24 protein-coding genes are annotated in these 25,995 nt (G+C 69.8%); 11 read left to right on the top strand and 13 right to left on the bottom strand.

Translation table 11 applies throughout. From position 1 onward, the window contains the following. Nucleotides 1-60 precede the first annotated feature (60 nt). From CVO96_RS10320 to CVO96_RS10300, 5 genes are all read right to left on the bottom strand, one after another. Complete coding sequence (locus CVO96_RS10320) at nt 61-927, bottom strand: TAXI family TRAP transporter solute-binding subunit (protein WP_103312160.1); 867 nt, start codon at nt 925-927, stop codon at nt 61-63. 49 nt (nt 928-976) lie between these two features. Beyond that, entirely contained in the window at nt 977-1,168 is a 192-nt protein-coding gene (locus CVO96_RS10315) for a hypothetical protein (RefSeq protein WP_103312159.1), read from the bottom strand. After that, nucleotides 1,165-1,932 carry a hypothetical protein gene (locus CVO96_RS10310; protein ID WP_103312158.1) on the bottom strand — a complete coding sequence of 256 codons (768 nt, stop codon included), beginning with the start codon at nt 1,930-1,932 and terminating at the stop codon, nt 1,165-1,167. The genes CVO96_RS10315 and CVO96_RS10310 overlap by 4 nt, the downstream gene beginning before the upstream one ends. Before the next feature lie 89 nt (nt 1,933-2,021). Beyond that, the gene (locus CVO96_RS10305) at nt 2,022-2,558 is read right to left on the bottom strand and encodes a hypothetical protein (RefSeq protein ID WP_133161785.1); all 537 of its coding nucleotides are present in this window, start codon (nt 2,556-2,558) and stop codon (nt 2,022-2,024) included. Nucleotides 2,559-2,817: 259 nt separating this feature from the next. After that, the gene (locus tag CVO96_RS10300; protein ID WP_103312156.1) at nt 2,818-4,653 is read right to left on the bottom strand and encodes an acyl-CoA dehydrogenase C-terminal domain-containing protein; all 1,836 of its coding nucleotides are present in this window, start codon (nt 4,651-4,653) and stop codon (nt 2,818-2,820) included. 243 nt (nt 4,654-4,896) lie between these two features. Between CVO96_RS10300 and CVO96_RS10295 the strand changes: the two genes are divergently transcribed. Further along, nucleotides 4,897-5,592 carry a Crp/Fnr family transcriptional regulator gene (locus CVO96_RS10295; RefSeq protein WP_103312155.1) on the top strand — a complete coding sequence of 232 codons (696 nt, stop codon included), beginning with the start codon at nt 4,897-4,899 and terminating at the stop codon, nt 5,590-5,592. 72 nt (nt 5,593-5,664) lie between these two features. Beyond that, nucleotides 5,665-6,219 (top strand): GNAT family N-acetyltransferase, encoded by a 555-nt coding sequence (locus CVO96_RS10290; RefSeq protein ID WP_103312154.1) that lies wholly within the window; start codon nt 5,665-5,667, stop codon nt 6,217-6,219. 86 nt (nt 6,220-6,305) lie between these two features. On the opposite strand, the gene CVO96_RS10285 is transcribed toward CVO96_RS10290, so the two are convergent. Further along, a complete protein-coding gene (locus tag CVO96_RS10285; protein ID WP_103313416.1) occupies nt 6,306-7,601 on the bottom strand; it encodes an MFS transporter in 1,296 nt (431 codons plus the stop codon). 371 nt (nt 7,602-7,972) lie between these two features. Here CVO96_RS10285 and CVO96_RS21600 point away from each other — a divergent pair, with 371 nt between their 5' ends. Then, nucleotides 7,973-9,043, top strand: a complete 1,071-nt coding sequence (locus tag CVO96_RS21600) for a C40 family peptidase (RefSeq protein WP_103312153.1) — start codon at nt 7,973-7,975, stop codon at nt 9,041-9,043. Nucleotides 9,044-9,144: 101 nt separating this feature from the next. Here CVO96_RS21600 and CVO96_RS10275 read toward each other — a convergent pair whose 3' ends face one another. Further along, a complete protein-coding gene (locus CVO96_RS10275) occupies nt 9,145-9,369 on the bottom strand; it encodes a transcriptional regulator (protein ID WP_103312152.1) in 225 nt (74 codons plus the stop codon). 303 nt (nt 9,370-9,672) lie between these two features. Here CVO96_RS10275 and murA point away from each other — a divergent pair, with 303 nt between their 5' ends. Beyond that, nucleotides 9,673-10,950 carry a UDP-N-acetylglucosamine 1-carboxyvinyltransferase gene (murA, locus tag CVO96_RS10270; protein WP_103312151.1) on the top strand — a complete coding sequence of 426 codons (1,278 nt, stop codon included), beginning with the start codon at nt 9,673-9,675 and terminating at the stop codon, nt 10,948-10,950. A 51-nt stretch (nt 10,951-11,001) separates the two neighbouring features. Here the strand turns inward: murA and CVO96_RS10265 are convergent, their stop codons facing one another. The 3 genes from CVO96_RS10265 to ald all read right to left on the bottom strand — a co-directional run bounded on the left by CVO96_RS10265 (nt 11,002) and on the right by ald (nt 15,123). Continuing rightward, nucleotides 11,002-11,895 (bottom strand): aldo/keto reductase, encoded by an 894-nt coding sequence (locus CVO96_RS10265; protein WP_243398280.1) that lies wholly within the window; start codon nt 11,893-11,895, stop codon nt 11,002-11,004. A gap of 110 nt (nt 11,896-12,005) precedes the next feature. Continuing rightward, nucleotides 12,006-13,826 (bottom strand): ABC transporter ATP-binding protein, encoded by a 1,821-nt coding sequence (locus CVO96_RS10260; protein ID WP_103312149.1) that lies wholly within the window; start codon nt 13,824-13,826, stop codon nt 12,006-12,008. A 190-nt stretch (nt 13,827-14,016) separates the two neighbouring features. Next, on the bottom strand, nt 14,017-15,123 hold the full coding sequence (ald, locus tag CVO96_RS10255) for an alanine dehydrogenase (RefSeq protein ID WP_103312148.1): 1,107 nt from the start codon (nt 15,121-15,123) through the stop codon (nt 14,017-14,019). Nucleotides 15,124-15,277: 154 nt separating this feature from the next. On the opposite strand from ald, the gene CVO96_RS10250 reads away from it, so the two are divergent. The 4 genes from CVO96_RS10250 (at nt 15,278) to CVO96_RS10235 (ending at nt 18,404) form a co-directional block, all read left to right on the top strand. After that, on the top strand, nt 15,278-15,748 hold the full coding sequence (locus CVO96_RS10250; protein ID WP_103312147.1) for an Lrp/AsnC family transcriptional regulator: 471 nt from the start codon (nt 15,278-15,280) through the stop codon (nt 15,746-15,748). A gap of 68 nt (nt 15,749-15,816) precedes the next feature. After that, on the top strand, nt 15,817-16,548 hold the full coding sequence (locus tag CVO96_RS10245) for a peptidylprolyl isomerase (RefSeq protein ID WP_103312146.1): 732 nt from the start codon (nt 15,817-15,819) through the stop codon (nt 16,546-16,548). Nucleotides 16,549-16,613: 65 nt separating this feature from the next. Next, nucleotides 16,614-17,324, top strand: coding sequence for a phosphatidylserine decarboxylase (locus CVO96_RS10240; protein WP_103312145.1), 711 nt, complete (start codon nt 16,614-16,616; stop codon nt 17,322-17,324). Between the two features lie 153 nt (nt 17,325-17,477). Continuing rightward, nucleotides 17,478-18,404 carry a hypothetical protein gene (locus tag CVO96_RS10235; RefSeq protein ID WP_103312144.1) on the top strand — a complete coding sequence of 309 codons (927 nt, stop codon included), beginning with the start codon at nt 17,478-17,480 and terminating at the stop codon, nt 18,402-18,404. A gap of 89 nt (nt 18,405-18,493) precedes the next feature. Here the strand turns inward: CVO96_RS10235 and CVO96_RS10230 are convergent, their stop codons facing one another. After that, complete coding sequence (locus CVO96_RS10230) at nt 18,494-18,979, bottom strand: Hsp20/alpha crystallin family protein (protein ID WP_103312143.1); 486 nt, start codon at nt 18,977-18,979, stop codon at nt 18,494-18,496. Nucleotides 18,980-19,378: 399 nt separating this feature from the next. Here CVO96_RS10230 and pyrR point away from each other — a divergent pair, with 399 nt between their 5' ends. The 3 genes from pyrR to CVO96_RS10215 all read left to right on the top strand — a co-directional run bounded on the left by pyrR (nt 19,379) and on the right by CVO96_RS10215 (nt 22,243). Next, the gene (gene pyrR, locus CVO96_RS10225; protein ID WP_103312142.1) at nt 19,379-19,927 is read left to right on the top strand and encodes a bifunctional pyr operon transcriptional regulator/uracil phosphoribosyltransferase PyrR; all 549 of its coding nucleotides are present in this window, start codon (nt 19,379-19,381) and stop codon (nt 19,925-19,927) included. Next, entirely contained in the window at nt 19,924-20,871 is a 948-nt protein-coding gene (locus CVO96_RS10220) for an aspartate carbamoyltransferase catalytic subunit (RefSeq protein WP_103312141.1), read from the top strand. Before pyrR ends, CVO96_RS10220 begins: the two co-directional genes overlap by 4 nt. Before the next feature lie 106 nt (nt 20,872-20,977). Then, nucleotides 20,978-22,243 carry a dihydroorotase gene (locus CVO96_RS10215; RefSeq protein WP_103312140.1) on the top strand — a complete coding sequence of 422 codons (1,266 nt, stop codon included), beginning with the start codon at nt 20,978-20,980 and terminating at the stop codon, nt 22,241-22,243. A gap of 93 nt (nt 22,244-22,336) precedes the next feature. Here CVO96_RS10215 and CVO96_RS10210 read toward each other — a convergent pair whose 3' ends face one another. Both CVO96_RS10210 and CVO96_RS10205 read right to left on the bottom strand, forming a co-directional pair. After that, entirely contained in the window at nt 22,337-23,584 is a 1,248-nt protein-coding gene (locus CVO96_RS10210; RefSeq protein WP_103312139.1) for an MFS transporter, read from the bottom strand. A 125-nt stretch (nt 23,585-23,709) separates the two neighbouring features. Beyond that, entirely contained in the window at nt 23,710-25,803 is a 2,094-nt protein-coding gene (locus tag CVO96_RS10205; protein WP_103312138.1) for a molybdopterin oxidoreductase family protein, read from the bottom strand. Nucleotides 25,804-25,995: the final 192 nt, after the last annotated feature.

Here is a 25,995-nt window from a genome sequence, read left to right as displayed (position 1 = left end):
CCGGAAGCGGCCCCAGTGTTCACCTTCAGCCCTCTGCTCTCTGCCCTGGGCGCCCCTCCCCTACTTGTACTGCGGCCAGGGCCAGGTCTTGAAGGTCACTTCCTGCCACTTGGGGTGCATCCCCTCGTCCTCCTGCAGGTTCACGAGCCGGCTCAGAGCGCACTGCTGGTACTTGAGCAGGATGTTCTTGCGCTCGGGCGTCTTGAAGTCGCGGGTGGCCAGGACGCTCTGCACCGCCACGGTGGGCACGCTGCCCGCGCCCAGGTTGGGGTAGAGCAGCTTGGCCGAGGAATAGACGCCATTCAGGGCGGCCGTGTAGGGCACCGGCACGAGATTCACGCCGCTCAGCTCCTTGACCCAGGCCGCCGGCTGGCCCACCACGGCCAGCACCGCGTCGACCTGCCCGGCGTTCAGCGCGGCCAGGGCGGCGTCGCGGTCTTTCACGCTCACGATGCTGTAGGGCACGGCCAGTTTGGCGCTCAGCACCTTGGCCGTGATCAGGCTGCCCCCCCAGGCCGCCACCCGTTTGCCCTTCAGGTCGGCGAAGGTGGCCACACCCGTCGTGGTGGTCTTGCCGAAGATGTTCTTCTTGACCACGGGCGGCCTGGCGAACAGGTGGACTTCCTCGTTGTGCAGCGGCAGCAGCGCCCGGATGTTGGCGACCCGGGCGTCCTGGTCGATCTGCTCCTTGGCCTTGAGCACGTCGCTCTGCACGAAGGCCAGCGAGACCTCGTTGCTGAGCAGCAGGTCGATGTTCTCCAGGCTCCCGCTGGTACCGCGCTCCTTGAGATACGCGCTCTGGGTGCAGACCACCCCGATGTTCCGGAACATGGCGGAGTAGGTGCCGGTCTTGCTGCCGGTGGCGACATTCAGGAAGACGGGCTGCGCCTGGGCCAGCGGCACACCGGCGAGCAGCAAACAGAGCATTCGTTTCACGGGGAGCCTCCAGGGCGCACTTGGGCAGATGACACGAGATCTACTTGAGGTCGCCGTACCCGTCGCCGGTCGACGGCGTGCCCGGCAGTGGATTCGGGGTGGCTGGGTTGGATGCAGGGGCACTGACGGTCTGTGGGCCGCCGAACATTCCCAGCTGATCGAGCGCGATCACGGCCACGCAGCCCAGCAGGATCACGAACAGCAGGAGGCCGATCACGCGGGAACGGTTCATGCCGCCGGCCCCTGGGCCGAGCCCCGGCCCGCGCGGCTGCTGTCCTCGCCGGCCGCCAGCGCCTGATCCAGCAGCTCGGCGTTGCGGCCCGCCCGGCGCGCGATCTCGGAGAGCGCACTTTCCGTGACGTGCTGATCCTCGGCGCTCAGGTTGGCCTGCTGCAGCGCGGCGGCCACGTTGCCCTTCGCCTGCGCCAGCTGCGTGTCGATGCGCGCCTTGCGGATCTGCCGGTCGAATTCCGCCAGATCGGCCCGCAGGTCCGTCAGGTGGGTCTGCGCGCGGGCGAAGGCCTCCTTGCTGACCTGCAGGTCGGCCTCCCAGCGCGCCGTATCGGCGGCGTCCATGTCGCCCCGGTTGGCGTCGATCAGGCGCTGGAAATCGGCCAGATGCCCGTTGGCGGCCTGCAGCTGCCCGGCCTTGGCCGTGATCAGTTCCTCGAACTGCCGGCGCTGCACGATCAAGGTTTCCAGCGGCATGGCCCGCGCGACCTCCTCCCGGGCGCGCACCCGCCCGGCGTTCAGGGCCTGCAGCAGCGCCGGCATCAGCAGCAGCACGGCCAGCGCCGCCACCCCGAAGGCCAGGAAGGTCACGGTGGTCAGGGCCACATTGAACAGCGCCACCGCCGCGCCCGCCAGCACGACCAGGCCCAGCAGGCTGCCGCCCGTGACCAGCGCGATGTGTCCGCCCGAGACCCGGCTCGGCGCCAGCTCCCCCCCCGCGGGCCGGGTAGTGATGACGGTGCCCTGCTTGACCGGCTTGCTCATACCTCCTTATACGCCGGAATGGGCGTGGGGGTTGCCCCCAGGACAGAACTCCCCGGCGGGGGCGCAGCCCAGGCAGCCCGAGCCCAGGCCTACTTGCTCAGGTTGGCGTTCGCCGGCAGGATGTAGACCGTGTCCAGGCCCCAGGGCTGCGGCTTGGCCGGAAAGCTGGCCGCCCGCCACACGAGGTAGTTGCCGATGTTCCCGGCCCCCAGCACCGTGTTCTTGTACGGCGCATCGGGCCAGACGACCCCCGCCGGTGCGTCGGCATCGGCCACCGCGATCAGGCCGCCCTGACCGAGCACGTCGCTGAGGCGGGCCGTGGGGGCGTAGCCGTCGATGCACAGGAACTTGACGATGGCGCCCTGCCGGGCCAGCGCCTCGATGTCGGGAATCCGGGCCTTCAGGAAGGCGTCGAGGCTGTAGGCCCTGACCCGCAGGTCGCGCTCGTACAGGTACTCGTTGGGAATGGTGACCGCTTCTGGAGCCACGCCGCTCGCCTGAAGGCTGACGGGGGTCACGCGGGCCTGAGCCAGCGCACTCACCTTCTGGTAGGCGAGCTGATTGGTCTTGACGGCGCCGGCGGCGGGAAGGAGCGAGAGACAGAGGAGGAGAGCAGAGCGTCGCACCACGGGAGTGTAGCGGCGGGGCAGGCTGAGCAGTGAGAAAAAAGTCATCTGGGTGGGGCGGCAGCGTCAGGAGGTGCCCTCTGCCCCGCCGCAGGAGGGGGACGTGATCCTACTTCGAGCCCCTTCACTTGCTGCCCCATGTTCTGGAAGCATTCCTCGACGCGATGCCAGCAGGCCGCCTCGCCTGACCGTAAGCCGATTCACTAGAGTCGCGCCCCCACCCGTTTCGGGGTGAGGGCGCGACTCTCAATCGACTCGCTTACGCGCCGACGAGGTTGTGTTCCCAGCCGAACACGGCGCGGTCGTCCACGGCCAGCGTCTCGTTGCCGGCCTTGATGGTCGCGGCGAGGCTCTTGGTCTCGGGGAAGAGGCGGGCGAAGTAGAACTTCGCGGTCTGCACCTTGCCCAGGTAGAAGCCGTCCTTGTCCTGGCCGGCGTCGATCTTGTCCTGGGCGAGCTTGGCCATGCGGGCCCAGAGATAGCCGTACACGACGTGGCCGAAGAAGCGCAGGTAGTCCACGGCGGCCGCGTTGACCTCGCCGGCGCCGCCCTCCTGCATGGCCTTCTGGCCGATCACCATGGTCAGCGAGCCGAGCTGCTGGGCGGCCTTGCCGAGCTGGGTGGCGTAGTCGCCGATGGCCTCGTCGCCCTCATGCTCCTCGACGAATTCCTGCAACACGCTGGCCAGCTTCTGCAGCTTCTTGCCGCCGTCCATGAGCACCTTGCGGCCCAGCAGGTCGAGCGCCTGGATGCCGTTGGTGCCCTCGTAGATCTGGCCGATCCGGGCGTCGCGGACGAACTGCTCCATGCCCCATTCCTGGATGTAGCCGTGGCCGCCGAAGACCTGCTGGCTCTGCACGGCGATGTTAAAGCCGTTGTCGGTCATGAAGGCCTTGGCAATGGGGGTCAGCAGGGCCACCAGATCGGCGGCCTCGGCGCGCTTGGCCTCGTCGGGGTGGTGGTGCTCGGTGTCAATGCTCAGGGCCAGCCACATCGCCATGGCGCGTCCGGCTTCACTGTAGGCCTTGCCGGTCAGCAGCATGCGGCGCACGTCGGGGTGGACGATGATCGGGTCGGCGCTCTCGGCGGGGTTCACGCGGGGCTCGTGGCGCATCTGCAGGCGATCCTTGGCGTAGGCCAGGGCGTTCTGGTAGGCGACCTCGCCCAGCCCCAGGCCCTGCAGGCCGGTGCCCAGACGGGCGGCGTTCATCATGATGAACATGTGGTTCATGCCCTTGTTGACCTCGCCCACGAGGTAGCCGGTGGCCTGGTCGAAGTTCAGCAGGGCGGTGGCGTTGCCGTTGATGCCCATCTTGTGCTCGATCGAGCCGCAGACCACGGCGTTGCGCTCACCGGGCTGGCCGTCCGGGGTCGGCAGGTACTTGGGCACCAGGAACAGCGAGATGCCCTTGGTGCCCTGGGGGCTGCCCTCCAGGCGCGCCAGCACGAGGTGCAGGATGTTGTCGGCCATGTCGTGCTCGCCGGCCGAGATGAAGATCTTGGTGCCCGAGACCGCGTAGGTGCCGTCGCCGTTGTCCGTGGCCTTGGTGCGGATGATGCCCAGGTCGGTGCCGGCGTGGGGCTCGGTGAGGCACATGGTGCCCGTCCACTCGCCGCTGACCAGCTTGGGCAGGTAGAGGTTCTTGAGTTCGTCGCTGCCGACCGCGTGCAGGGCCGAGTAGGCGCCGTGCGAGAGGCCCGGGTACATGCCCCACGCCACGTTGGCCGAGTTGAGCATCTCGACCAGCGCGTTGCTCACGAGGTGCGGCATGCCCTGGCCGCCGTAGGTCGGATCGGCGTCCAGCGCGGGCCAGCCGGCGTCGCAGTACTTCCTGTAGGCCGCCTTGAAGCCGGTGGGGGTGGTCACCTCGCCGTCGTCGTGGCGTACGCAGCCCTCCTGATCGCCGGTGCGGTTCAGGGGCAGCAGTTCACCCTCGACGAAACGCGCCGCTTCCTCCAGCACCTGAGAGATCAGGTCGCCGTCCGCGGTGTCGTTGTCCTTGTAAAAGGGCATCTGCGCGAGCTGCTGCTCGGCGCCCAGCAGTTCGTGCATGATGAATCGGAAATCGCGCAGGGGGGCCTTGTACGTGGGCATGGGTTTCGCTCCTCCTTGGGGCAGGCTCCGCCCCGGCGGCAGAGTCCTGATACTTCTTTATTGTACTCAGTATAAAACTTTTTGTGGTGAAAGTCATCCGGCGTTCAGGGCCGGCGCTCTCATCTCATGACCACCGATTCTTCAGCAGTCTCGCATGTGCTGACCTGGCGCACAGTTGCCAATCGTCCAGAATGCTTTGGCAGCGCGTCGTTGTCAGATTTTTCGAGTATCCTGCTGACGATCATGAACTATCCGAGCCTGGTCTGGCATCTCAAACGAACTGAGCTGTTTGCCGACCTCGAACTGACCGAACTGGAGCGCGTGGCCGCCACGACTCCGTACCGGTCGTTCCAGCCCGGTGAAGTGATCTACCGCATGGACGACCCCGCCGACGCGCTGTATTTCGTGCGGAGCGGCCTGGTCAAGATCAGCAAGCTCTTTCCCAACGGCAAGGAAGCCATCCTGGGCGTCATCGGCCAGCACGATACCTTCGGCGAACTGCTGCTGCAGGCGGAAGAGCGCCGCCCCACCCAGGCCGAGGCGCTGGAACGCACCACCCTGATCGTGCTGCCGCGCAATGAGCTTCAAAAGCTGCTGAACACCAAGCCTGACCTGGCCATGAAACTGATCCGCCTGATGGCCGCGCGCTTCTTCGAGGCCCAGGCCTGGACCGCCACGGTCAACGCCTACAGCGCCCCCGAGCGGGTCGCCAGCCTGCTCTACCGCCTGGCGCGCGAGTTCGGCCGCCCGCACGCGCAGGGCGTGGAACTGAACCTCAAGCTCAACCAGGAAGACATCGCGCGGATGGTCGGCGCCACCCGCGAGACGGTCAGCCATTCGCTGGGCAAGCTCAAGCAGGACGGCGCCATCGTGCGTGCCCGCACACCCATCGTGGTGCGGATGGACGCCCTGCAGCGCTACATCGACCAGGGCAACTGAAGACCGGGAGAGGCTCCCTGGAAGAGGTCACGGAGCGCCGGCGCCAGCCCGCGCTTTTTCTTATGCTGGGCCATGCCCGCCAGCACCCGCCCGGCCACCATTCGCCCAGTCAGCATCCGCCCGGCCACGCCGCAGGACGCCGCCGCCATCGCCGGGGTTCATGTGCGGAGCTGGCAGGAGACCTACACGGGCCTGATGCCGGCCGCCTTCCTGGCCCGCATGACCGACGAGGCCATGCGCCAGCGGCGGGAGACGGGCTGGCGCCAGACCATCGACCAGCGCCGTGAAGCCGTGCTGGTGGCGGAGCAGGGAGGTCAGCTGGTCGCCTTCGCCTCGGCCGGCGATCCGCGCGACCATCCGGGCTTCGACGCGGAACTGTCCACGCTCTACGCGCTGAGAAGGGTGCAGGGGCAGGGGATCGGCCGCGCGCTGTTCCAGTCCACCGTACAGGCGCTGGCCGCGCGGGGCGCCCGGACCCTGGCGCTGTGGGTGCTGGACGTGAACCCCACCCGTCAGTGGTACGCCCGGCAGGGCGCGCGGGAGGCGGGAAAAAAAGTGGAGGTGATCGCGGGCGGCGAGCTGCGCGAGGTTCGCATGGTCTGGGACGACCTGACGCCGCTGCTGTGAGGATCCATCGATCCGGTTCTGGTTGCCGGGCTCTGGACGAGGCCGGGCGAGCACCGCCAAGGTGTAGGGCTCCGGAAGCGACCGGTTCAGTCGGCGGGGACGGCCGGCTGAACGGGCCCGTCCAGCTGCCGGGGTAGCCGCGTCCAGAGCAGGGCCAGCGCCAGCGCGCCCAGCACGCTCAGGGCGACCAGTCCCAGGCGCGGCCCCAGCAGCCCCTGCTTGTCGATCAGGGCACTGGCGATCAGGGCTCCGGGCGGGCCCATGCCGACCAGCACGAAGGAGTACAGGCTGAGCACCCGCCCGCGCAGATGGTCGGGGATGGTGAGCTGCACCGTGCTGTTCGCGCTGACCAGCAGGCTGAGCATCCCGAAGCCGCAGGCGGCCAGCACGGGCACCGCCAGCACGGACGTGGGCGTGGCCGCCAGTACCACCGCACTGACGATCAGGATCAGCGCTCCGGCACGCAGGTTGCGGAGCGGGTTGGGTTTACTGGCCTGCCACAGCGCCCCCGCCATGGCCCCCAGCCCGAAGGCCGCCGACAGCAGCCCGAAGCCCGCCTCGCGGGCGCCGAAGACCACGCGGGCGTAGTACGGGATGATCACGTTGAAATTGATGACCGTCAGGCTCAGGGCGCCCACCAGCAGCATCACGTTGCGCACGGTCGGGGTGGCGCGCACGTAGCGCAGGCCCTCGCGCACGTCGTCGAGCATACTGCCGTGCCGGGCACTCTCACGCTGGGGGAAAGGAAGGGTGGCGATCACGTACAGCACGACGAAAAACGAGGCCACGTTGAGGTAGAAGGGCAGGGCCAGCCGGGAGAGGCGATCCGGATCTCCGCCCGAGAGCAGCGACACGCCCAGCGCGGCCACGACCCCGAACAGCGCCTGCCCCAGCGTGCGGCTCACGTTGAACGACAGGCTGTTCAGGGCCACGGCGTTGGACACGTCGCTGCGCGGCACGAAATCCACGACCATGCTCTGCCGGGCGGGCATGTCGAAGGCGTTGGCCGTGCCGGAGATAAAGGCGAGCAGCAGCACCAGCGGCAAGGTGACCACGCCCAGCTGGGTGGTCACGGCCAGGGCCACGGCGGTCAGCAGCAGGGTGATCTGGGTGGCCAGCAGCACCCGCCGCCGGGGCAGGCGGTCGATCACGGCCCCGGCGAACAGCGAGAGCAGCAGGCTGGGCATGAACTGGGCCGCGCTCACCCAGCCCAGCGCGGCCGAACTGCCCCCGGACAGTTCCAGCACCAGATACTGCTGCGCGGTCGCCTGCATCCACGAGCCGACCAGCGAGAGCAGTTGGGAATACCAGTAGCGGCGGTAGTCGGGATGGCGCAGGGCACTGAAGGTTCGCCGCTGCCACGCCTGGGCACGGGAAAGCACGCCACCCACCATACGCCCGCCCCCGTGCCCCGCCGGCCGGGCTCCACTTCATGCAGCGCCAATCTGTGCGGGCAGCCTCTGCCCGGCTCTCCCCAGGGCTCTGTCCCGGCGACACCCCCGCTGGGGGATGTGGGCCCGTCAGGCAGAACCTCCGCCCAGCACGGCGTCCGTCCCCCCTGTTCCGGGGATACGCCGCATCACACGGCATCCACGCCTTCAGACGGCCGGGAAAGCCTGTGCTGGACTAGTCAAACGGGGCCGGCACGTGTTACGGTGCGCGGGTCAACATTTCAATCTGTGATCATCCCCTGTCGAGCTTCACCGACGCTGCCCGAGCTGTCCCCCCCGCCGTTCCTGCGAGCCTGCCCCGGATGCCCCGACCCGCCCCCCTTGCCTGTTGCCTGACCCTGCTCCTGACCCTGGGAGTGGCGGGGGCTCAGGTCAGCGGTCAGGGCGCCAGCGGGCAGACGGGCAGCGCCGCGCAGGCCACGGTGACCGTGCAGGCGGGCGACACGGCCTACAGCATCGCCCGCCGCGCCGGCCTCAGCGTGGACGCGCTGCTGGCCCTGAACGGCCTGAGCAGTCCACAGCTGCGGGTCGGGCAGGTGCTGCGGCTGAGCGAGCTGCGCGTCCATGTGGTGCAGCCGGGCGAGACCCTCTACGCCCTGGCCCGCCGCTACGGGGTCAGTGTGGACGCGCTGCTGTTCGAGAACACCCTGCCGGTCGGCACGGGCCTGCGGCCTGGGCAGACGCTCCGGCTGCCGGGGAACGCGCTTCTGGCCAGCGCCGCCGCGCCCGCGACCCCGGCACCCGCCCCGGCCGCGCCTGCCCAGGGGCCAGACGGATCGGCCACCCCGCCGGCCTTCCCCGGTGTCCTGGGCTCGCCCTTCCTGCCGGCGCAGCCCACCCAGGAACAGCCGGCGCTGCTGCCCCCCAGCCAGCTGCCGACACTGCCCCCCGGCCGGACGGGCACGCTGCCGGCGGTTCCGGCGCCCCTGCCTGCATCGCCATGGCCCGCACCGCCCGCTGCGCCCGTGACCTCACCCCTGCCAGCGGACTGGCGCGGGGCCGCGCTGGCCATGCTGGGCACGCCCTATGTCTACGGCGGGGCCGGCCGCGACGGAACGGACTGCAGTGGTCTGGTGCTGCAGGTCTTTACGCCGCTGGGCATCCAGCTGCCGCGGGTCAGTGCCGATCAGGCGCGGGTGGGACAGCCCGTGAACCCGGGCGAGTGGCAGGGCGGCGACCTGGTCTTCTTCGACACCCATGGCCAGGGCCGGGTCACGCACGTCGGGATCTACCTGGGAGACGACACCTTCGTGAATGCCAACAGTTATCAGGGCCGGGTCACCATCGACCACCTGACCAGTGACCGCTACTGGTCGGCGCGGTACGTGGGCGCCCGCCGCGTGCTGGACTCCCCGGTGGCCCTGGGCCGCTGAGGCTGTCCTCGATTCTCCTGAAAACGACGTGTGACAGACGAACGCGCCACCTGGATCCAGGTGGCGCGTTCGCTGTTCCCCCGGATGACAGGTTCCCGGTCTCAGCCCTCGTCGTGGATCGTGTCGGCTTCCAGGATCGCCCGGTAGTCCTCCAGCTGGGCGCCCTCGCCGAGTTCCTTGGCGATCTTCTCGATGGCCAGGCGCACGACCTCGCTCTTGCTGATCAGGCGTTCGGGGCTCGACAGTTCGTAGGCGGTCCGGGTCAGGAGGGCGTCCTGCTCATCGCTGATCACGACCTGTAGACGTTTGCGTTCCTTCTTGGGCATGCCTCTCCTGATCAGACCCCACACCATGCGCCGGGGCCTCATGGCCAGCCTAGCACGCACGTACAGTGCCCTCAACATCGCCCTCCAGGTGGGAGCGGACATCGGAACGGCCGTGAGTATCAGACGCTCCCTGGCCCGGCCACCGGGCGGCTGATCTGGACAGGTGGGCCGGAGTTGCAGTGGATATCTCGGCCCCCGGGAGGTACAGTGAGCATCATGTGTAACATGCACCTACCTTCACGGGTGCTGGCCGCCTGCTCTCTGACCTGACTCCGCCTGCGGGCCCTGCACAAAGGAATGACCATGCAACTCACCCCACTGCACATCAAGGGAGGCCGCCCGCTCGCGGGGACGGTCGCGGCTCAGCACAGCAAGAACGCGGCGCTGCCGATCATCGTGGCCAGCCTCCTGAGCCGTGAGAAGGTGACCCTGCATGGCATCCCCCGGCTGTCGGACGTGTACACCATCCTGGATCTGATGCACCACCTGGGCACGCAGCACGCCTGGGTCGGCGAGAACTCCCTGGAACTGCACACCCCGGAGATCCTGAACACCGACGCGCCCTACGCGCTGGTCAGCAAGATGCGCGCCAGCTTCATCGTGCTGGGCGCCATCCTGGCCCGTGCCGGACGCGCGACCGTGAGTATGCCCGGCGGCTGCGCCTGGGGGCCGCGCCCGGTGGATCAGCACGTGAAGGCCCTGCGGGCCCTGGGCGCCGAGATGACCGAGGACGGCGGCAACTTCGATGCCCGGCGCAGCGGGTCGCTCAGCGGCACCTTCCAGTTCGAGCTGCTGACCGTGGGCGGCACCCACAACTCCATCCTGGCCGCCACCCTGGGCGACGGCGTGGTCACCCTGGAGAACGCCTCCATCGACACCGACGTGGTGGACATGATCGAGTTCCTGAACGCTCTGGGGGCCGACATCCAGGGCGCGGGCACCAACACCGTCGTCATCCGGGGGGTGGAGGCCCTGCGCGGCGGCGAATACACGGTGATTCCCGACCGCATCGAGGCCGGCACCTTCATGATCATGGCGGCCGCCACGCGCAGCCGGGTCACGCTGACCAACATCCGCCCCGACCATCTGCGCGCCGTGAGCCTGAAACTGCAGGAGATGGGAGTGGAGATCACCGAGGGTGAGGGCACGGTCACCGTGGACGCCACCGTGCGCGAACTCAGGCCCGTGAACATCACCACCCAGAGCTACCCCGGCTTCCCCACGGATCTGCAGCCCCAGATGAGCGCGCTGCTGGCCACCGTGCCCGGCACCAGCGTCGTGCAGGATCCGGTCTACCCCGACCGCCTGACGCACGTGGCCGAGCTGCACCGCATGGGCGCGAACATCACGGTCAGCGGCTACACCCAGGTCATCCAGGGGGGGGCGCTGCACGCCGCGCCGGTCAAGGCCGCCGACCTGCGGGCGGGCGCCGCCCTGATCATCGCCGCGCTGACCGCCGAGAGCGAGACCGTGATCGACGGTGTGCAGTACCTCAACCGGGGCTACGAACGCCTCGTCGAGCGCCTGCGCGGCCTGGGTGTGGACGTGCACCAGCCGGACATGGCCCTGGCGATGGACTGAGCCACCGGACACCCGGAGCGCCCGCCCCGCATGGAGGCGGGCGCCCTGCGTTCAGACCTCTCCGCCCCAGCCCCTGCCGTGACGATCCCAGGCCGCCTCGACGTGGGTGAGCACGTCCAGCGGCAGCGGCCCGCCCTCCACGAGACGCACGTTGCGCTCCAGGTTGGCGACGCTGGCCGTGCCCACGATGGCGCTGTGGACGCCGGGTACGAAGGCCGCGAAGCGCAGCGCGAACTCGTCCCACTCCAGGCCCGCGCCCTGGCGCACGGCGTTCAGGTCGAGCACGCCCAGACGCTCCCAGTAGGTTTCGGCGTACTCGCCCACCGGCCGCTCCTGGAAACGCCACGCCGCGTTGGCGATGGGGCGCTTGGCGATCACGCCCAGGCCGCGCCCGGTGGCCGTGGGCAGCACGGAGTGGCGGCTCCACTGGTCGGCGAGATTCACGCTCGTTTCCAGCGAGCCGAAGCGGCCGGACTGCGCGGCGAAGGCCAGGGCCTCGTTCTCGCCGCTGTAGGCCGCCACGCGGATCAGGCCGGACTGCCGGGCGTCGTCCAGGGCGGCCAGCAGCTCGTCACGGTGCAGGGTCTCCAGCGGGCACGAGTGCAGGTGGAAGATGTCGATCCAGTCCACCCGCAGCCGCCGCAGGGCCTGCTCGATGCCGAGCCGGATGGCCTGCGGTGTCCAGTCCTCGGCCCCCTCGGCGCCGTAGCCGCCCTTGGAACTCAGGATGAAATCGTCGCGGCGATGCGCCAGATGCCGCCCGATGCGCTCCTCGCTCAGCCCGTAGCCGCGCGCCGTATCGACCAGGGTGATCCCCAGATCGAGCGCGCGGTTGAGCAGCGTGCCCGCCTGATCCTCGCTGAGGCTCCCGGCGCCGAGCTGCCCGGCCCCCAGCCCCAGCACACTGACCCTGAGTCCCGTTTCGCCAAATTCCCGCTGTTCCATGGGGCGTACCATACCGCCATGAGTGACCCTGGGCCGGGCTTTGGGGAGATGAGCGCGCAACGGATCCCGACTGCCCGGTTCGGCGGGCAGCCCCCAGGGAGGCCCGGACGCTAGACCAGCTCGGCGCGGCCCTCCTGCTGGGCGCGGAACTGCAGTTCGTAGAGGTCGCGGTACAGGCCGCCCGCCGCCAGCAGCTGCGCGTGGGGGCCGTCCTCCACGATCTGCCCGGCGTCCAGCACCAGAATGCGGTCGGCGCCCCGGATGGTGCTCAGGCGGTGGGCGATGACGAAGGTCGTGCGGCCCTGCATCAGCCGCTCCAGGGCCGACTGCACCAGGGCCTCGGACTCGTTGTCCAGGGCGGAGGTCGCTTCATCCAGGATCAGGATGCGCGGGTCTTTCAGGATGGCGCGGGCAATCGCGATGCGCTGGCGCTGGCCGCCCGAGAGCTTCACGCCGCGTTCGCCCACCACCGTGTCGTAGCCGTGCTCGAAGGCCGTGACGAACTCGTGGACGTTGGCAGCGCGGGCGGCGGCCTCGACCTCGGGCGGCGTGGCATCGGGGCGGCCGTACAGGATGTTCTCGCGCACGGTGCCGGAAAACAGCAGGGTTTCCTGCGGCACCAGGCCCACCTGGGCGCGCAGATCCTCCAGGGCGTAGTCACGCACGTCGCGGTCGTCGATCAGCAGCGAGCCGCCGCTGACGTCCCAGAAGCGCGGGATCAGGTTGACCAGGGTGGTCTTCCCCGCCCCGCTGGGGCCGACCAGCGCCACGACCTGCCCGGCGGGCACCTGCAGGTTCAGCGACTTCAAGACCTCCACGCCGCCGTAGCTGAAGCGCACGTCCTGAAACGCCACGCGCCCCTCGGCGCGGCTCAGCGGGGCGGGCTGGGGGGCCTGGGGCAGGTCGCTGCGCTCGTCGAGCAGCTCGAAGATCCGGCCTGAAGCGCCCAGCGCCTCCTGGAACTGGTTGAAGATGCCGGTCAGCGCCGCGACCGTGCCGCCGACCTGCAGCGCGTAGAACAGGAACGTGACGAGGTTACCGGGCGTCATCGCGCCGGCCATGACCTGCCGCCCGCCGTACCACAGCACCAGCGCCAGCGAGGAGAAGGTCAGGAAGCTCATGACCCCGCTCATCAGCGCCTGCAGCCGGGCGCGCCGGAGGGCCGCCAGGAAGCTCAGGTTCACGCCCTGGCCGTAGCGGCCGCGCTCGACGTTCTCGGCCGTGAAGCTCTGCACCACGCGCACGCCGCTGATGGCTTCCTCGGCGCTGGCGTTGGCCCCCGCCACGGCGTCCTGCACCTCGCGGCTGACCTTGCGGATGCGCCGGCCGATGGTGAAGGCCGTGCCGATCACCAGCGGGATCACCGCCAGGGTCAGCAGGCTGAGCCGGGCGCTGGTGGTCACCAGCAGCGCCAGCGAGCCGACCAGCGTGACCGTCTGCGCGGCGAGCTGCGCCAGCGCGGAACTCGTCACGCCCTGCACGGTGCCCACGTCGGCGGTCAGGCGGCTGGTGAGGTCGCCGGTCTTGTGGTCGCCGAAAAAGCGCGGCGAAAGGGTGAGCAGGTGAGAGAAAAGCGCGCGGCGCAGATCGGCCACCACGCCGGCCCCCACGCGCGCCAGCAGGTATGACTGCGCCGCCCCGAACAGCGCCGAGAGCGCGAACACGCCCAGCAGCAGCAGCACGGTGCGGTCGAGCACCCCCGTATCGGTGCTGCCCACCTTGAGGAAGGAGGCGTCGATCAGGCTGCCGAAGAGTTTGGGAAAGACCAGATTCAGGCCGCTGGACAGCAGCGTGGCCGCCACGCCCAGCACGAACAGCGCGCGGTAGGGCCGGGCGTAGGCCAGCAGCCGCGCGAGCTGCTTGGGGTCACGTTTGACGCGCTTGCCGTCTGGCCCGGTCGGCACGGCGTAGGAACTGGGGCGCGAGAGCATAGGTGAAGGGTACGCCGAATGGGGCATGACGGGTGCCCTTGCGGAGTACAGCTTGAGCTGCGGGCGAACCCCTCAGTCCGCTGCGCGGCCAGTTCCCCCCAGGGGAGCCAAGGTTTGTTCCTCGGCTCCCCCTCAGGGAGGCTGGCACCGAAGGTGACTGAGGGGTTCACGCCGCGCCGCCGCCCAGCCCCTACGCCAGAGCCAGCTGCGGCTCCACGAAGTCCAGCTCCAGCGCGTCGGCCACGCCCTGGTAGGTCAGTTTGCCCTGGTGGGTGTTCAGGCCCAGCCCCAGCGCGGCGTTCCTGCCCAGCGCGCCGACCCCGTGGTCGGCCAGCAGCAGGGCGTAGGGCAGGGTCTGGTTGGTCAGGGCGAAGGTGCTGGTGCGCGGCACGGCGCCCGGCATGTTCGCCACGCCGTAGTGGATCACGCCGTCCACCACGTAGGTGGGGTCGTCGTGGGTGGTGGCGTGGATGGTCTCCACGCAGCCGCCCTGATCCACCGCCACGTCCACGATCACGGAGCCCTCAGGCATCAGGCCCAGCATGTCGCGGGTCACGAGGTGCGGGGCCTTGGCACCGGGGATCAGCACGCCGCCGATCAGCAGATCGGTGTCGGGCAGCAGGGCGCGGATGTTGGCCTCGCTGCTCATCATGGTGGTCAGCTTGCCGAAGAACACGTCGTCGAGGTAGGCCAGCCGGCGCTGCGAGACGTCCAGGATGGTGACCTTGGCGCCCAGGCCCATCGCCATCTTGGCCGCGTTGGTACCCACCACGCCTCCGCCGATGATGGTGACGTGACCGGGCTGCACGCCGGGCACGCCCCCCAGCAGCACGCCGCGGCCGCCCACCGGCTTCTGCAGGTGGTACGCGCCCGCCTGCACGCTCAGGCGGCCGGCGACCTCGCTCATGGGGGTCAGCAGGGGCAGGCTGCCGTCCTCGACCTGCACGGTCTCGTAGGCGACGCCGGTGGTGCCCGCCGCCAGCAGGGCGTGGGTCAGCTCACGGTCCGCGGCCAGGTGCAGGTAGGTGAACAGCAGCAGGTCGCCCCGCAGGTAGCCGTATTCACTGGCGATGGGCTCCTTGACCTTCACGACCATCTGGGCGGCCCACGCCTCGGCCGCGCTGCCCAGGCGGGCGCCCGCCTGCTCGTACTCGTGATCCTGAATGCCGCTGCCCACGCCCGCGCCGCGCTCGACCGTGACCGTGTGCCCGCGCCGCACCAGTGTGCCGACCCCGCCCGGCGTGAGGGCGACGCGGTTTTCCTTGACCTTGATTTCCTTGGGCAGTCCGATATGCATAGTGTTGACCTCGGAGGCAGCGCCGGGGCGCCCGCCTGGATTGGATGTGGCGCAATGGTAGCAGGATGGGCGGCAACTCCGATTGCCGTCACACGCCTGATTTCCGGGCAGCGCAGCAACATCGTTGCGCCGCCGTGGCACAATAGTCGCAATCATGTCCCAGGAAACCCTCGACGCCATCGACCGCCAGATCCTGGGCATCCTGCAGGAGGACGCCCGCAAGCCCAACACCGAACTCGCCGACGAGATCGGCCTGACGCCGGCCCCCACCCTGCGCCGGGTGCGGCGGCTGGAGGAGGAAGGCATCATCCAGCGCTACGTGGCCCTGCTCGACCCGAAGAAGGTGGGGCGCGAGCTGATGGTGCTCGTGCGGGTCACGCTGGACAAGCAGACCAAGGCCGGTTTCGAGGACTTCGCCCGCCAGATGCAGGCCCGCCCCGAGGTGCTGGAGTGCTTCCTGTGCCTGGGCGACATCGACTACCTGCTGAAAGTCTGCGTGCCCGACCTGGACGCCTACCAGCACTTTCTGGTGAACACCCTGGCGGCCATTCCCGGCGTGCGGAACACCGCCAGCACCATCGTGGTCAAGCAGGAGAAGTACACCACCCGCCTGCCGCTGGACTGAGGAGCCCGAGCTGGGCAGATTGGACTGGGGAGCAGGTCGGCCTCGCCCCCTGCGCGATACTGGGCGGCATGAACCGTACGTTTCCCCGCGCGGCCCTGAGCGCCCTGCTGCTGACCGGCGCCGCCCTGGCCCAGACCACCCCGGCCCCGACCACTCCGGCCCAGAGCCCTTCAACCCAGACACCCTCAACCCAGACGGTGCCCGCCCCCGCCTTCAAGCCCCTCCCCTTCCTGTCTCAGACGCCGGTTCGCGCGTTCAAGGAGCCCGGCTGGGTGGTCGATCCGGCGAAGACCTACCGCGCCGTGCTGCAGACCAGCAAGGGCGACGTGACGGTGGAACTGTACCCCCGGGTCGCGCCCAAGGCGGTCAACAACTTCGTGTTCCTGGCGCTGAACCACTTCTACGACGGCACGCGCTTTCACCGGGTCATCGACGGCTTCATGGCGCAGGGGGGCGACGGCCTGAGCGCCGATCCCGCCCAGCGCGCCCGCTGGGGCACGGGCAGCCCGGGCTACGGCTTTTTCGTCGAACTGGACGAGGGCCTGAAGTTCGATGCCGCCGGAGTGCTGGCGATGGCCCGCGCGCAGAGCTACTTCTCGCAGGGCAGCCAGTTCTTCGTCACGCTGGCTCCGGCGGACTTCCTGAACGGCAACTACACCATCTTCGGACGGGTCGTGGCCGGGCAGGACGTGCTGGCGAAACTGACCCGCACCGCCAGGAGCGGTGCCCAGGGAGAACAGGCCATCCCGGACGCCCAGCCGGATGTCCTGCGGGGAGTGCAGATCCTCAGCTCGCCCTGACCCCATCCGGCCCCGCCACGCATGTGAGGCGCCGTGGCACGGGGCAGCGCTCTAGACTGGCCCCTATGCGCCTGTTCCGCCTTCTGCCGCTGGCCGCCGCCGGGCTGCTGACCTGGTATGTCCGGAAGGTTCACCGCTTCCGCGACCCGGTACGGGTGGTCGGCGCGGGGGCCGATGCGGGGGGCGACAGGGGGGCCGACACGGTGCTGAGCCCGGCCGACGGCCTGGTGAGCTTCGTGCGCCGGGTGAGCAACGGGCAGATCCAGGCAGGGCTGAGCGGCACGCCGCTGCGGCTGCGCGACGTGCTGGGTGCGCCGGGCGCCGACGGCTGGCTGCTGGGCATCCTGGTCGGGCCGCTGGACGTGCATTACACCTACCAGCCGGTGGGCGGGAAGATCACGGCCGTGACCCACCGGGGCAGCCGGGCAGACGTGCCGCTGCTGAGCCTGCCCGCGCTGCTCGGCGTGCTGACCGGCCGGGTGCCGGAACTGCTGGAGACCCGCGGGGCGCTGGAGAACGAGCGCCTGAGCGTGAGCACCCAGACCGGGCAGGGCGACGTCACCGTGACCCTGGTGGGGCCGGGCAGCGGCCTGAACGCCCTGCCCTTCCTGCGCGAGGGCGACCAGGGCCGAGTCGCCCACAAGCTGGCGTTCGTGCCCGAAGGCGCCCTGGTGCTGCTGCATCTGCCGGAGGCCCTGGTGCCGCTGGTCAGCGTGGGCGACCGAGTGGTGGGCACCCAGACGGTGATCGCGCAGACCGTGACCGCGCAGGGTTGAGGCCGGGAGCGGCGCAGGGGCACAAAAGCAGGATGTACGCGGGGAAGGATCACAGGTCGCCCCGCCACAGCGGCGGCCACGGGCATCACGGTGCTCTCAGGGCCGGTCCGCTATGCTGCGGGCATCCGGAGCACGACCCCGAGGAGCGCAGCTGTGGCGGAATCCCAACTCACTGAACGGCACAACCCCGAGCGGATCGGCGAACGCCTGGTGGCCGACCGCAAGGTGCGGGCGGTGGCCCAGGCCGGCAGCTACGGCACCGAGTTCGCCTGGACCGGCTCGCAGCCGACCTTCGTGGTCTTCGAGCGCGACCTGCTCTCGGCGCGCACGGAGACCCGGGCCGGGGTCACGGTCGAGCGCTTTCCGTACGAGAAGCTGGAAGAGTGGCGCGACTGGGACGTCGCCCGCGCCCAGGCGCCGCTGGCCCTGCTGGCGACCAGCCGGGTGGCCTACGACCCCACCGGCCACTACGGCCGCATCCAGCGCACCCTCTGGAACCTGAACGCCTCGCAGCTGGCGGCGCACCGGGCCGAGCTGCTGAACCTGGCGATCGAGCGGCTGGAGCAGGCCCGGGCCGATCACACCGGCCCCGGACACGGCGTGCAGGAGCAGCTGCTGGCGCTGGCCGACGCCCGCGAGCTGGCCCTGACCCTGCTGTACCCGGCGCTGCTGACCCGCCTGCACCTGTGGCCCGAGTTCGAGATCCGGCTGCCACACGCCTGGCGCACGGCGGCCGGGCTACGCTTCCCCAAGGCCGTGTACCGCCTGGAGGGCCTCTACGGCTTCGGCGGCGAGGACGAGGCCCGCCGGGTGCTGCTGGCCACGCGCGGCCTGGGGCTGGTCGAGCAGGAGCGCCGCGCCCGCGCCGCCTTCCAGGCCGGCTACTACGACGGCGCCGTGCGCTACCTGCGCGACGAGACCGCCCGCACGCACACCAGCGACCTGCGCCAGTGGACTCACCTCTCCAGCGCCCGGCGCGAGAAACTGAGCACCCTGATGGGCGTGACCCGCGCGCCGCTGGGCCCGGCCGCCCTGAGGCTGGCCGGCGAGCTGCTGGACGCCGTGCGCGACGGGCAATGAGGCTCACGGGCAGGAGCGCTCACCCGCCAATCCTGAAATGAGAGAGGGCCGGGGCAGATGCTCCCCGGCCACCCTCGTCATCCTGAGTGTTACGCCTGCTGGCCCGCTTCCGCCCTGGGGGCGTCGGCCTGTCCCGCGTCCACGGTCTTGGGAGCGCTGAGCTGCCCACCCGTACGCACGGACACCGCGCGCTTCTGGGCGGCTTCCGAGCGGGGCACCCTGATGGTCAGGGTGCCGTGGTCGAAATCGGCCTCGACCTTGGTCAGATCGTACTTGGCGGGCACGCTGAAGGTGCGGGCCAGGGTGCCGTAGGCGCGCTCGACCCGGTGGGCGGTGCGGCCCTCGATGCGCGAGTACTTGCGCTCGGCCTGCACGGTCAGGGTCTGGTTCTCGGCCTCGATCTGGATGGACTCGGGCTGCACGCCGGGCAGATCGAGCGTCAGTTCCAGGCCCTGCTCGTCCTCGTGGACGTCCACGGGCGGGGCGAGGCGGGCGGTGCCGTTGCCCTGCCCGAAGGCGCGATCCATGCGCTGGGTCAGTTCTTCGATTTCACGGAAGGGATCAAATCGCATCATGTGAAGACCTCCTGAGCTGATCGGAGCGCGTACCAGACTGCCTTGTCAGGCTTCACGCTCAACAAGGCCCATCTTAAAACCTGAGTGCAATCGTGTCAAGTTTAGTGCGCGTTAAGCAAGGTGTATGCGATTGCCAGCTCGGTTCTGCGGCTCAGTGCTGTGGCCCACCTGTTACACTTCCGGAGGTCTGGGGCACACGCCCCGCCTTTTTCCCCGCGATCCCGTGAGGTCGCACCCGCCCCGTGAGGCCGGAGAAGGAGTTCAGGATGTCGAATGGAGTGATGTGCCGTCAGCGTGCGCTGGACGGCGTTTTTGTGTGGATGGTTGATCGTCGATGGTTGATGGATAAAACATCTGTTTCCATCAACCATCAACGATCAACGATCAACGAGGCGCCCCGTGGCGCCTAAGGCCACCATCCTCTCGGCCGACGAGATCCGGCGCGGGCTGACGCGCATCGCGCATGAGATCGTGGAGCGCAACAAGGGCGCGCACGATCTGGCGATCATCGGCGTGCACACGCGCGGCATTCCCATCGCGGCGCGGCTGGCGGCCAAGCTGAGCGAGCTGGAGGGCGTGGAGATCCCCACCGGGATGCTCGACATCACCCTGTACCGCGACGACCTCAGTGAGGTGGCGCACCAGCCGATCATCCGCGAGACGCACGTGCCCTTCGACATCGCCCGGCGCCGGGTGATCCTGGTGGACGACGTGCTGTACACCGGCCGCACCGTGCGCGCCGCGCTGGACGCCCTGATCGACCTCGGCAGGCCGCTGGGCATCCAGCTCGCCGTGCTGATCGACCGCGGCCACCGCGAGCTGCCCATCCGCGCCGACTACGTGGGCAAGAACCTGCCGACCGCCAAGAGCGAGGTCGTGAAGGTCAAGCTGCAGGAAACGGACGGCGTGGACATCGTGGAACTCTGGGATCTGGAGGACGTGAAGTGAGCGCCGCGACCACGACCACCTCCGCCCGCCCGCGCCACCTGCTGGACTTCACCGAGTGGTCGCCCGAGCGCCTGAACGCCATTCTGGACAACGCCGACACCATGCTGCAGGTGCTCGACCGGCCCGTAAAGAAGGTGCCGGCCCTGCAGGGCATGACGGTCTGCACGGCGTTCTTCGAGAGCTCCACGCGCACCCGCACCAGTTTCGAACTCGCCGCCCGCCGCATGAGCGCCGACGTGATGACCTTCGCCGCTGGCGCCAGCTCCGCCAGCAAGGGCGAGAGCCTGCGCGACACGGTCGAGGTGCTCACGCAGTACAAGGTGGACGCCTACATCGTGCGCCACCACGCCGCCGGGGCCGCGCATCTGGTCGCCCGCTACAGCGGCAAGCCGGTCATCAACGCGGGCGACGGCCGCCGCGCCCACCCCACCCAGGCGCTGCTCGACGCCTACACCATCCGGCAGGAGTTCGGCTCGCTGGAGGGCAAAACCGTGGCGATCCTGGGCGACGTGCGGCACAGCCGCGTGGCCCGCTCCAACGCCGAGCTGCTGCCGAAACTGGGCGCGAAGGTGGTGCTGTGCGGCCCGGCCACGCTGCTGCCCGCCGAACTGGGCACGCTCCCCGGCGTGACGCTCACCAGCGACCCGCAGGCGGCCGTGCGCGGCGCCCACGCGGTCATGGCCCTGCGGCTGCAGCAGGAGCGCATGGGCGGCGGCTTCCTGGGCAGCCTGCAGGAATACGCCGACACGTACCAGGTGAACGAGGGGCTGATGCAGGAGGCCGAAAGCGGCGCCATCGTGCTGCACCCCGGCCCCATGAACCGCGACGTGGAGATCAGTCATGAAGCCGCCGACGGCCCGCGCAGCCGCATCCTGAAGCAGGTCGAGAACGGCCAGGCGATCCGCATGAGCGTGCTGTACCACCTGCTGGTGGGACGGGAGTAAGGGGCTCTGAGTGATGAGCTGTGGGCTCTGAGCAAGAGATTTTTCAAAGCTCAGAGCCCATAGCTCATAGCCCTCGTCACCTTCAAACAAGGGAGCCAAACGACACATGACCATCACCATCACCAACATCAAACGCATCGGCTCGGATCAGACCGAATCCGTGACCATCGAGAACGGCACCATCAAGGGCTGGAATCTTCCCGCCGAGGGCGAGACCATCGACGGCCAGGGCGGCACCGTCGCCCCCGCCTTCACCGAACTGCACGCGCACCTGCGGGAGCCGGGGCAGACCGAGAAGGAAGACCTTTCCAGCGGGCTCGCGGCAGCGGCGGCGGGCGGGTACGGCACGGTCGTGTCGATGCCCAACACGTCGCCGGTCGTGGATGATCCGGCGATCGTACGTTCGCTGATCCAGAAGGCACAGGGGCTGGGCTTCGCGCGGCTGCGGCCGGCGGCGGCGCTGACCAGGGGGCAACAGGGCGAGGCGCTGGCCGAACTGACCTACCTGAAGGAAGCGGGCGCGGCCATGTTCACCGACGACGGGCGCACCAATGAGAACGCGCGTACGCTGCGGCTGGGGCTGGAAACGGCCGCGAGCCTGGGCATGGTCGTCTCGGTGCACGCCGAGGACGCCTCTCTACGTGCCGATGGCGTGATGAACGAGGGCGCCGTGTCCGAGGCGCTGGGGCTGCCCGGCAACCCGGCGGCGGCGGAAGCGGCGCGCGTGGCCCGCGATATCGAGATCGTGGCGGGACTGCATGCGCAGGGGCGCCCGGCGCGGCTGCACATCCAACACCTGTCTACGGCCCGCGCGCTCGATCTGGTGCGCGAGGCGAAGAAGCGCGGCCTGAGCGTGACCTGCGAGGTCTGCCCCCACCACCTGACCCTGACCGACGAGGCGCTGCGGAGTTTCGACGCCATCTACAAGGTCGCCCCGCCCCTGCGGACGCAGGCCGACGCCGAGCACCTGCTGGAAGGGCTGCGCGACGGCTCCGTGGACTGCCTCGCCACGGATCACGCGCCGCACACCCGCGCCGAGAAGGAGCGCGATCTGCTGGAGGCACCCAGCGGGATCGCCTACATCGAACTGGCCTTTCCGCTGATGTACACGCGCTTTGGAGAATCGCTGGGGCTGGAGAGGATCATCGAGCTGATGACCACCGCGCCCGCCCGCGTGATGGGCTGGCCCGAGCCGTCGCTGGAGGCTGGCGCCCCCGCCGATCTGGTGGTGCTCGATCTGGAGACGGAACGTACAGTCGAGCCCGCCACCTTCAGGAGCAAGGCGAAGTTCACGCCCTGGGCCGGCGAGAGCCTGAAGGGCTGGCCGCTGCTGACCGTGGTGGATGGGAAGGTGGCGTACAGGAGGGTCTAACAGTCAAACCGTCGAACGGTCTAACAGGAAAGTCCTTGTTAGACCGTTCGACTTTTAGACGGTTCGACGACCGCCAGACGGCCAGCGCGTACCTCAAGCGAAGCTCGGCGCCCGCCCCAGCACCCTCAGCCGGATCATGTTCGCCACGAAGACCACGCCGCTGCCGACGCTCAGCACGAACAGGATGACGAACGCCGACTGGGCGCCCAGGCTGGGTTTCAGGGCGGCGAACAGCAGCGGCAGGATGAAGCCGCCCAGGCCGCCGAGCAGGCCGACCAGCCCGCCGACCACGCCCATCTGGCCGGGGTACCACTGGGCGATCAGGGTGTAGGTGCTGGCCTTGCCCACGCCCATGCCCACGCCGACCAGCGTGGTCAGCGCCATGAAGGTGGCCACCGGCAGTTCACGCATCAGCGGCAGCAGGCCCAGCAGCATCAGGCCGAAGGAGGTGACGGTCACGGCGCGCGGGCCGAAGCGGTCACTGAGGTAGCCGCCCAGGGGGCGCAGCAGGCTGGCCGGGAAGATGAACAGCGCGGTGAGCAGGCCGGCGCGGGCCAGCGGCAGGCCGTAGTGGTCGACGTAGTACCTGGGCAGGAAGAGGCTCAGGGCCACGTAGGCGCCGAAAAACACCACGTAGTACAGCCCGAAGCGCCAGACCTGCGCGCCAGCCAGCGGGCGCAGCCAGTCGGCCAGTGTGCGGGCGCTGCGCTGCGCGGTGTCGGCGGGCGTGAAACGGGCGGTCAGGGCCGCACAGAGGAGCAGCAGCACGGAAAAGACGAAAGGGACGAAATGCCAGCCGCCGGGGATGAGCAGGCCGGTGGGCACGGCGACGATCAGCGCCGGGGCGAGCAGCTTGGTGAGGCTGGCCCCCGCGTTCCCCGCCCCGAAGGTGCCCAGCGCGAGGCCCTGACGACTGACCGGCGCCCACTGGGCGATCCAGGCGTTGCCGACCGCGAAGCTGACCCCTGCGAGCCCAACCCCCAGCGCCAACGCCAGCAGGACGCCGTACCCGGTGGCGAAGGACAGCGCCAGCGCGAAGGCGGCCGTGATCAGCAGCACGCCCAGGAAGACCTTCTTGCCGCCGTAGCGGTCGGCCCAGATGCCGGCGGGCAGCCGCAGCAGCGAGCCGGTCAGCACGGGAATGGCGGTCAGCAGCGTGAACTGCGCGTCACTCAGGCCCAGCTCCTTACGGATGGGCAGGCCCACGATGGCGAACATGACCCACACGGCGAACATCAGCGTGAAGCCCAGCGTGGCGAAGGTCACGACCTGCCGGGCTTCGCGGCTCAGGGGCGGCGCCGTGGGGGTGGGCGTGGGGGTGGGCGCGGTGGATACGGTCATGGGGCCTCCGGGGGTGGCAGCGAGAGACGACAGGGGGAACTGACCGGCTCATCGGCCTCCGGACAGGGCGGGAAACGATGTTCTGGAGGGGACTTAAGGCGGCGCAGCTCCGGTCGTGTGGCCTGTCATGTCAGGGCCACCTCCGGGCGGGCGGGAGCGCACGCCGGCGCGTGGGCCGGGCGCAGGGTCACGGGCGTGCCCTTGAAGGCGGGCATGTGCGACACCGGATCGAGGGTGTAGGGGTCGGTGAGCAGGTTGGCCGCCCCCGGCCAGTGGAAGGGCAGGAACACCGTGTCGGCGCGGATGGCAGGGCTGATGGACACCGGCAGCGTGGCCTGCCCGTGCAGGGTTCGCAGGGTCACCGAGTCACCCGGCCCGAGGCCGTGCTCGCGGGCCGTGTCGGGGTGGATCTGGGCCGTGTTCTCGGCGCGCAGGGCCGGGTTGCGGCGGGTCTGGGTGCCGCTCTGGTACTGCCCGCCCAGGCGGCCGGTGGTCAGGGTCAGCGTGCGTGGGGGCGTCGGCAGCGGGAAGCTCGGCACGTGCAGGGTCGCCAGCCCGTCGGCCGTCGGGTAGGTGGGCGCGTAGGCGTGGGGGGTGTCCGGCCCCGTGGCGCTGGGCACGGGCCACTGGGCGCTGGCGCGGTCGAGGCGCTCGGCGCTCAGGCCGGAGTAGTCGGCCTTTCCGCCCTTCGTGGCGCGGAAGAACTCGTCCTGCAGCTCGCGGAAGCCGCTGTAGGTGAAGCCCTGGGGGCGGCCCACGGCGGCGGCGAGGTCGCACAGGATGCGCCAGTCCTCGCGGGCGGCGCCGGGCGCGGTGATGGCCCTGCGGCGGCGCTGCACGCGGCCCTCCAGGTTGGTGGTCGTGCCTTCCTCCTCGCACCACATCGAGCCGGGCAACACCAGGGTGGCGAGCTGCGCCGTCTCGGAGGGCAGGAAATCGATGACGATGAGGTGCTTGAGGGCCCTGAGGTTCTCGGTGATCTGCCCGGCGCCCGCCGCGCTCACCACGGGGTTGGAGCCCAGCACGATCAGGGCCTCGACCTCGCGTCCACAGGCGTTCAGGAGGTTCTGCGCCGACAGGCCGGGCTGGGGCAGGTCGTCGGGCGAGACGCCCCACAGCGCGGCCACCTCGGCGCGGTGGCGGGGGTCGCGCAGGGAGCGCCCACCGGGGAGCTGGTCGTTCTTCTGCCCGTGCTCGCGCCCGCCCTGGCCGTTGCCCTGGCCGGTCAGGGTGCCGTAGCCGCCGCCAGGCTTGCCGAAGTGCCCACACAGGTAGGCCAGGTTCAGCCAGGCCTGCACGGTGTCGGTGCCGTGGGCGTGCTGCTCGGCGCCGCGCCCGGTCAGGATCAGTGGCCTCACCGCGTCGGCGTAGCGCTGGGCCAGGGTCAGCAGGTCGGCCTCCGGGATGCCGCACTCGGCGGCCACGCGCCCGGGCGGGTAGGCGTCGGCCTGTTCCAGCACCTCCAGCAGTCCGTGGGCCGGCGCGGTCGGGCGGATGTGGCCCCACCGCTTCATCAGGTGCAGCAGGCCCAGCGCCAGCACGCCGTCGGTGCCCACGCGCACAGCCAGGTGCTGCCCGGCCACCCTGGCGGTGGTCGTGGCGCGCGGGTCGATGGCGTACACCAGCGCGCCCCGGCGCCTCGCCACGCTGAGGTGCTGCACCAGCGGCGGCAGCGTCTCGGCGATGTTCGCCCCCACCAGCACGATCAGGTCGCTCTCTCCCATCTCGGCCAGCGGGAAGCCCAGGCCCCGGTCGTAGCCCACCGTGCGGTTCAGGGCCGCACTGGCCGAGGCCATGCAGTAACGGCCGTTGTAGTCGATGTTGGGGGTCTTCAGGGCCAGCCGCGCGAACTTGCCCAGCAGGTAGGTCTTCTCGTTGGTCAGGCTGCCGCTGCCGAACACGCCCACCCGCGCCGGATCGCGCTCCAGCAGGGGCGTCAGCGCTTCCCGTATGTAAGCCAGCGCCTCGGCCCAGGACACCGGCACCAGCTCGCCACCCCGCCTCAGCAGCGGCTGGGTCAGCCGGTTCGGGTGGCGCACGTCGTTCAGGGCGGCCAGCCCTTTCTTACAGACGGTGCCGTGGGCGACCGGGCACTCGCGGGTCGGCGTGATCTTGACCGGCAGGCCGCGCTCGATGTGCAGATCGAAATTGCACTGCACCGCGCAGTACGGGCAGGTGGTGCGGACAGGGCGCGCGTCGGCGGCAGGGGGCGCGGTCATGGGCCCACCTTGCGGGCGAAGACAGGGGAAGTCAAGGCCGAATCTGCTGGACGTTCAACTTCTGCGTGACATTCTGCCTGAGTTGTCTACATTTTCAGGTGAGAGTCGGCCAGATCGTGCATCATGTTCATCAATCTCTTGACAATCTTTCCCTCATGGCTCACGGTGGACGGCAGGAGCAGGTCGGAACCC

Source organism: Deinococcus koreensis (genome assembly GCF_002901445.1).
GTDB classification, from domain to species: Bacteria; Deinococcota; Deinococci; order Deinococcales; family Deinococcaceae; genus Deinococcus; species Deinococcus koreensis.
The sequence above is the reverse complement of the archived record's forward strand: the minus strand, read 5'-3'. Positions and strand labels throughout refer to the sequence as shown.

Excerpts from the sequence above, each read along its gene's own strand:
- CVO96_RS10320 (WP_103312160.1), bottom strand. The coding sequence starts at position 927 with ATGCTCTGTTTGCTGCTCGCCGGTGTGCCGCTGGCCCAGGCGCAGCCC.
- CVO96_RS10315 (WP_103312159.1), bottom strand. The coding sequence starts at position 1,168 with ATGAACCGTTCCCGCGTGATCGGCCTCCTGCTGTTCGTGATCCTGCTG.
- CVO96_RS10310 (WP_103312158.1), bottom strand. The coding sequence starts at position 1,932 with ATGAGCAAGCCGGTCAAGCAGGGCACCGTCATCACTACCCGGCCCGCG.
- CVO96_RS10300 (WP_103312156.1), bottom strand. The coding sequence starts at position 4,653 with ATGCCCACGTACAAGGCCCCCCTGCGCGATTTCCGATTCATCATGCAC.
- CVO96_RS10295 (WP_103312155.1), top strand. The coding sequence starts at position 4,897 with ATGAACTATCCGAGCCTGGTCTGGCATCTCAAACGAACTGAGCTGTTT.
- CVO96_RS10290 (WP_103312154.1), top strand. The coding sequence starts at position 5,665 with ATGCCCGCCAGCACCCGCCCGGCCACCATTCGCCCAGTCAGCATCCGC.
- CVO96_RS21600 (WP_103312153.1), top strand. The coding sequence starts at position 7,973 with ATGCCCCGACCCGCCCCCCTTGCCTGTTGCCTGACCCTGCTCCTGACC.
- CVO96_RS10275 (WP_103312152.1), bottom strand. The coding sequence starts at position 9,369 with ATGCCCAAGAAGGAACGCAAACGTCTACAGGTCGTGATCAGCGATGAG.
- murA (WP_103312151.1), top strand. The coding sequence starts at position 9,673 with ATGCAACTCACCCCACTGCACATCAAGGGAGGCCGCCCGCTCGCGGGG.
- CVO96_RS10265 (WP_243398280.1), bottom strand. The coding sequence starts at position 11,895 with ATGGAACAGCGGGAATTTGGCGAAACGGGACTCAGGGTCAGTGTGCTG.
- CVO96_RS10260 (WP_103312149.1), bottom strand. The coding sequence starts at position 13,826 with ATGCTCTCGCGCCCCAGTTCCTACGCCGTGCCGACCGGGCCAGACGGC.
- ald (WP_103312148.1), bottom strand. The coding sequence starts at position 15,123 with ATGCATATCGGACTGCCCAAGGAAATCAAGGTCAAGGAAAACCGCGTC.
- CVO96_RS10250 (WP_103312147.1), top strand. The coding sequence starts at position 15,278 with ATGTCCCAGGAAACCCTCGACGCCATCGACCGCCAGATCCTGGGCATC.
- CVO96_RS10245 (WP_103312146.1), top strand. The coding sequence starts at position 15,817 with ATGAACCGTACGTTTCCCCGCGCGGCCCTGAGCGCCCTGCTGCTGACC.
- CVO96_RS10240 (WP_103312145.1), top strand. The coding sequence starts at position 16,614 with ATGCGCCTGTTCCGCCTTCTGCCGCTGGCCGCCGCCGGGCTGCTGACC.
- CVO96_RS10230 (WP_103312143.1), bottom strand. The coding sequence starts at position 18,979 with ATGATGCGATTTGATCCCTTCCGTGAAATCGAAGAACTGACCCAGCGC.
- CVO96_RS10215 (WP_103312140.1), top strand. The coding sequence starts at position 20,978 with ATGACCATCACCATCACCAACATCAAACGCATCGGCTCGGATCAGACC.
- CVO96_RS10210 (WP_103312139.1), bottom strand. The coding sequence starts at position 23,584 with ATGACCGTATCCACCGCGCCCACCCCCACGCCCACCCCCACGGCGCCG.
- CVO96_RS10205 (WP_103312138.1), bottom strand. The coding sequence starts at position 25,803 with ATGACCGCGCCCCCTGCCGCCGACGCGCGCCCTGTCCGCACCACCTGC.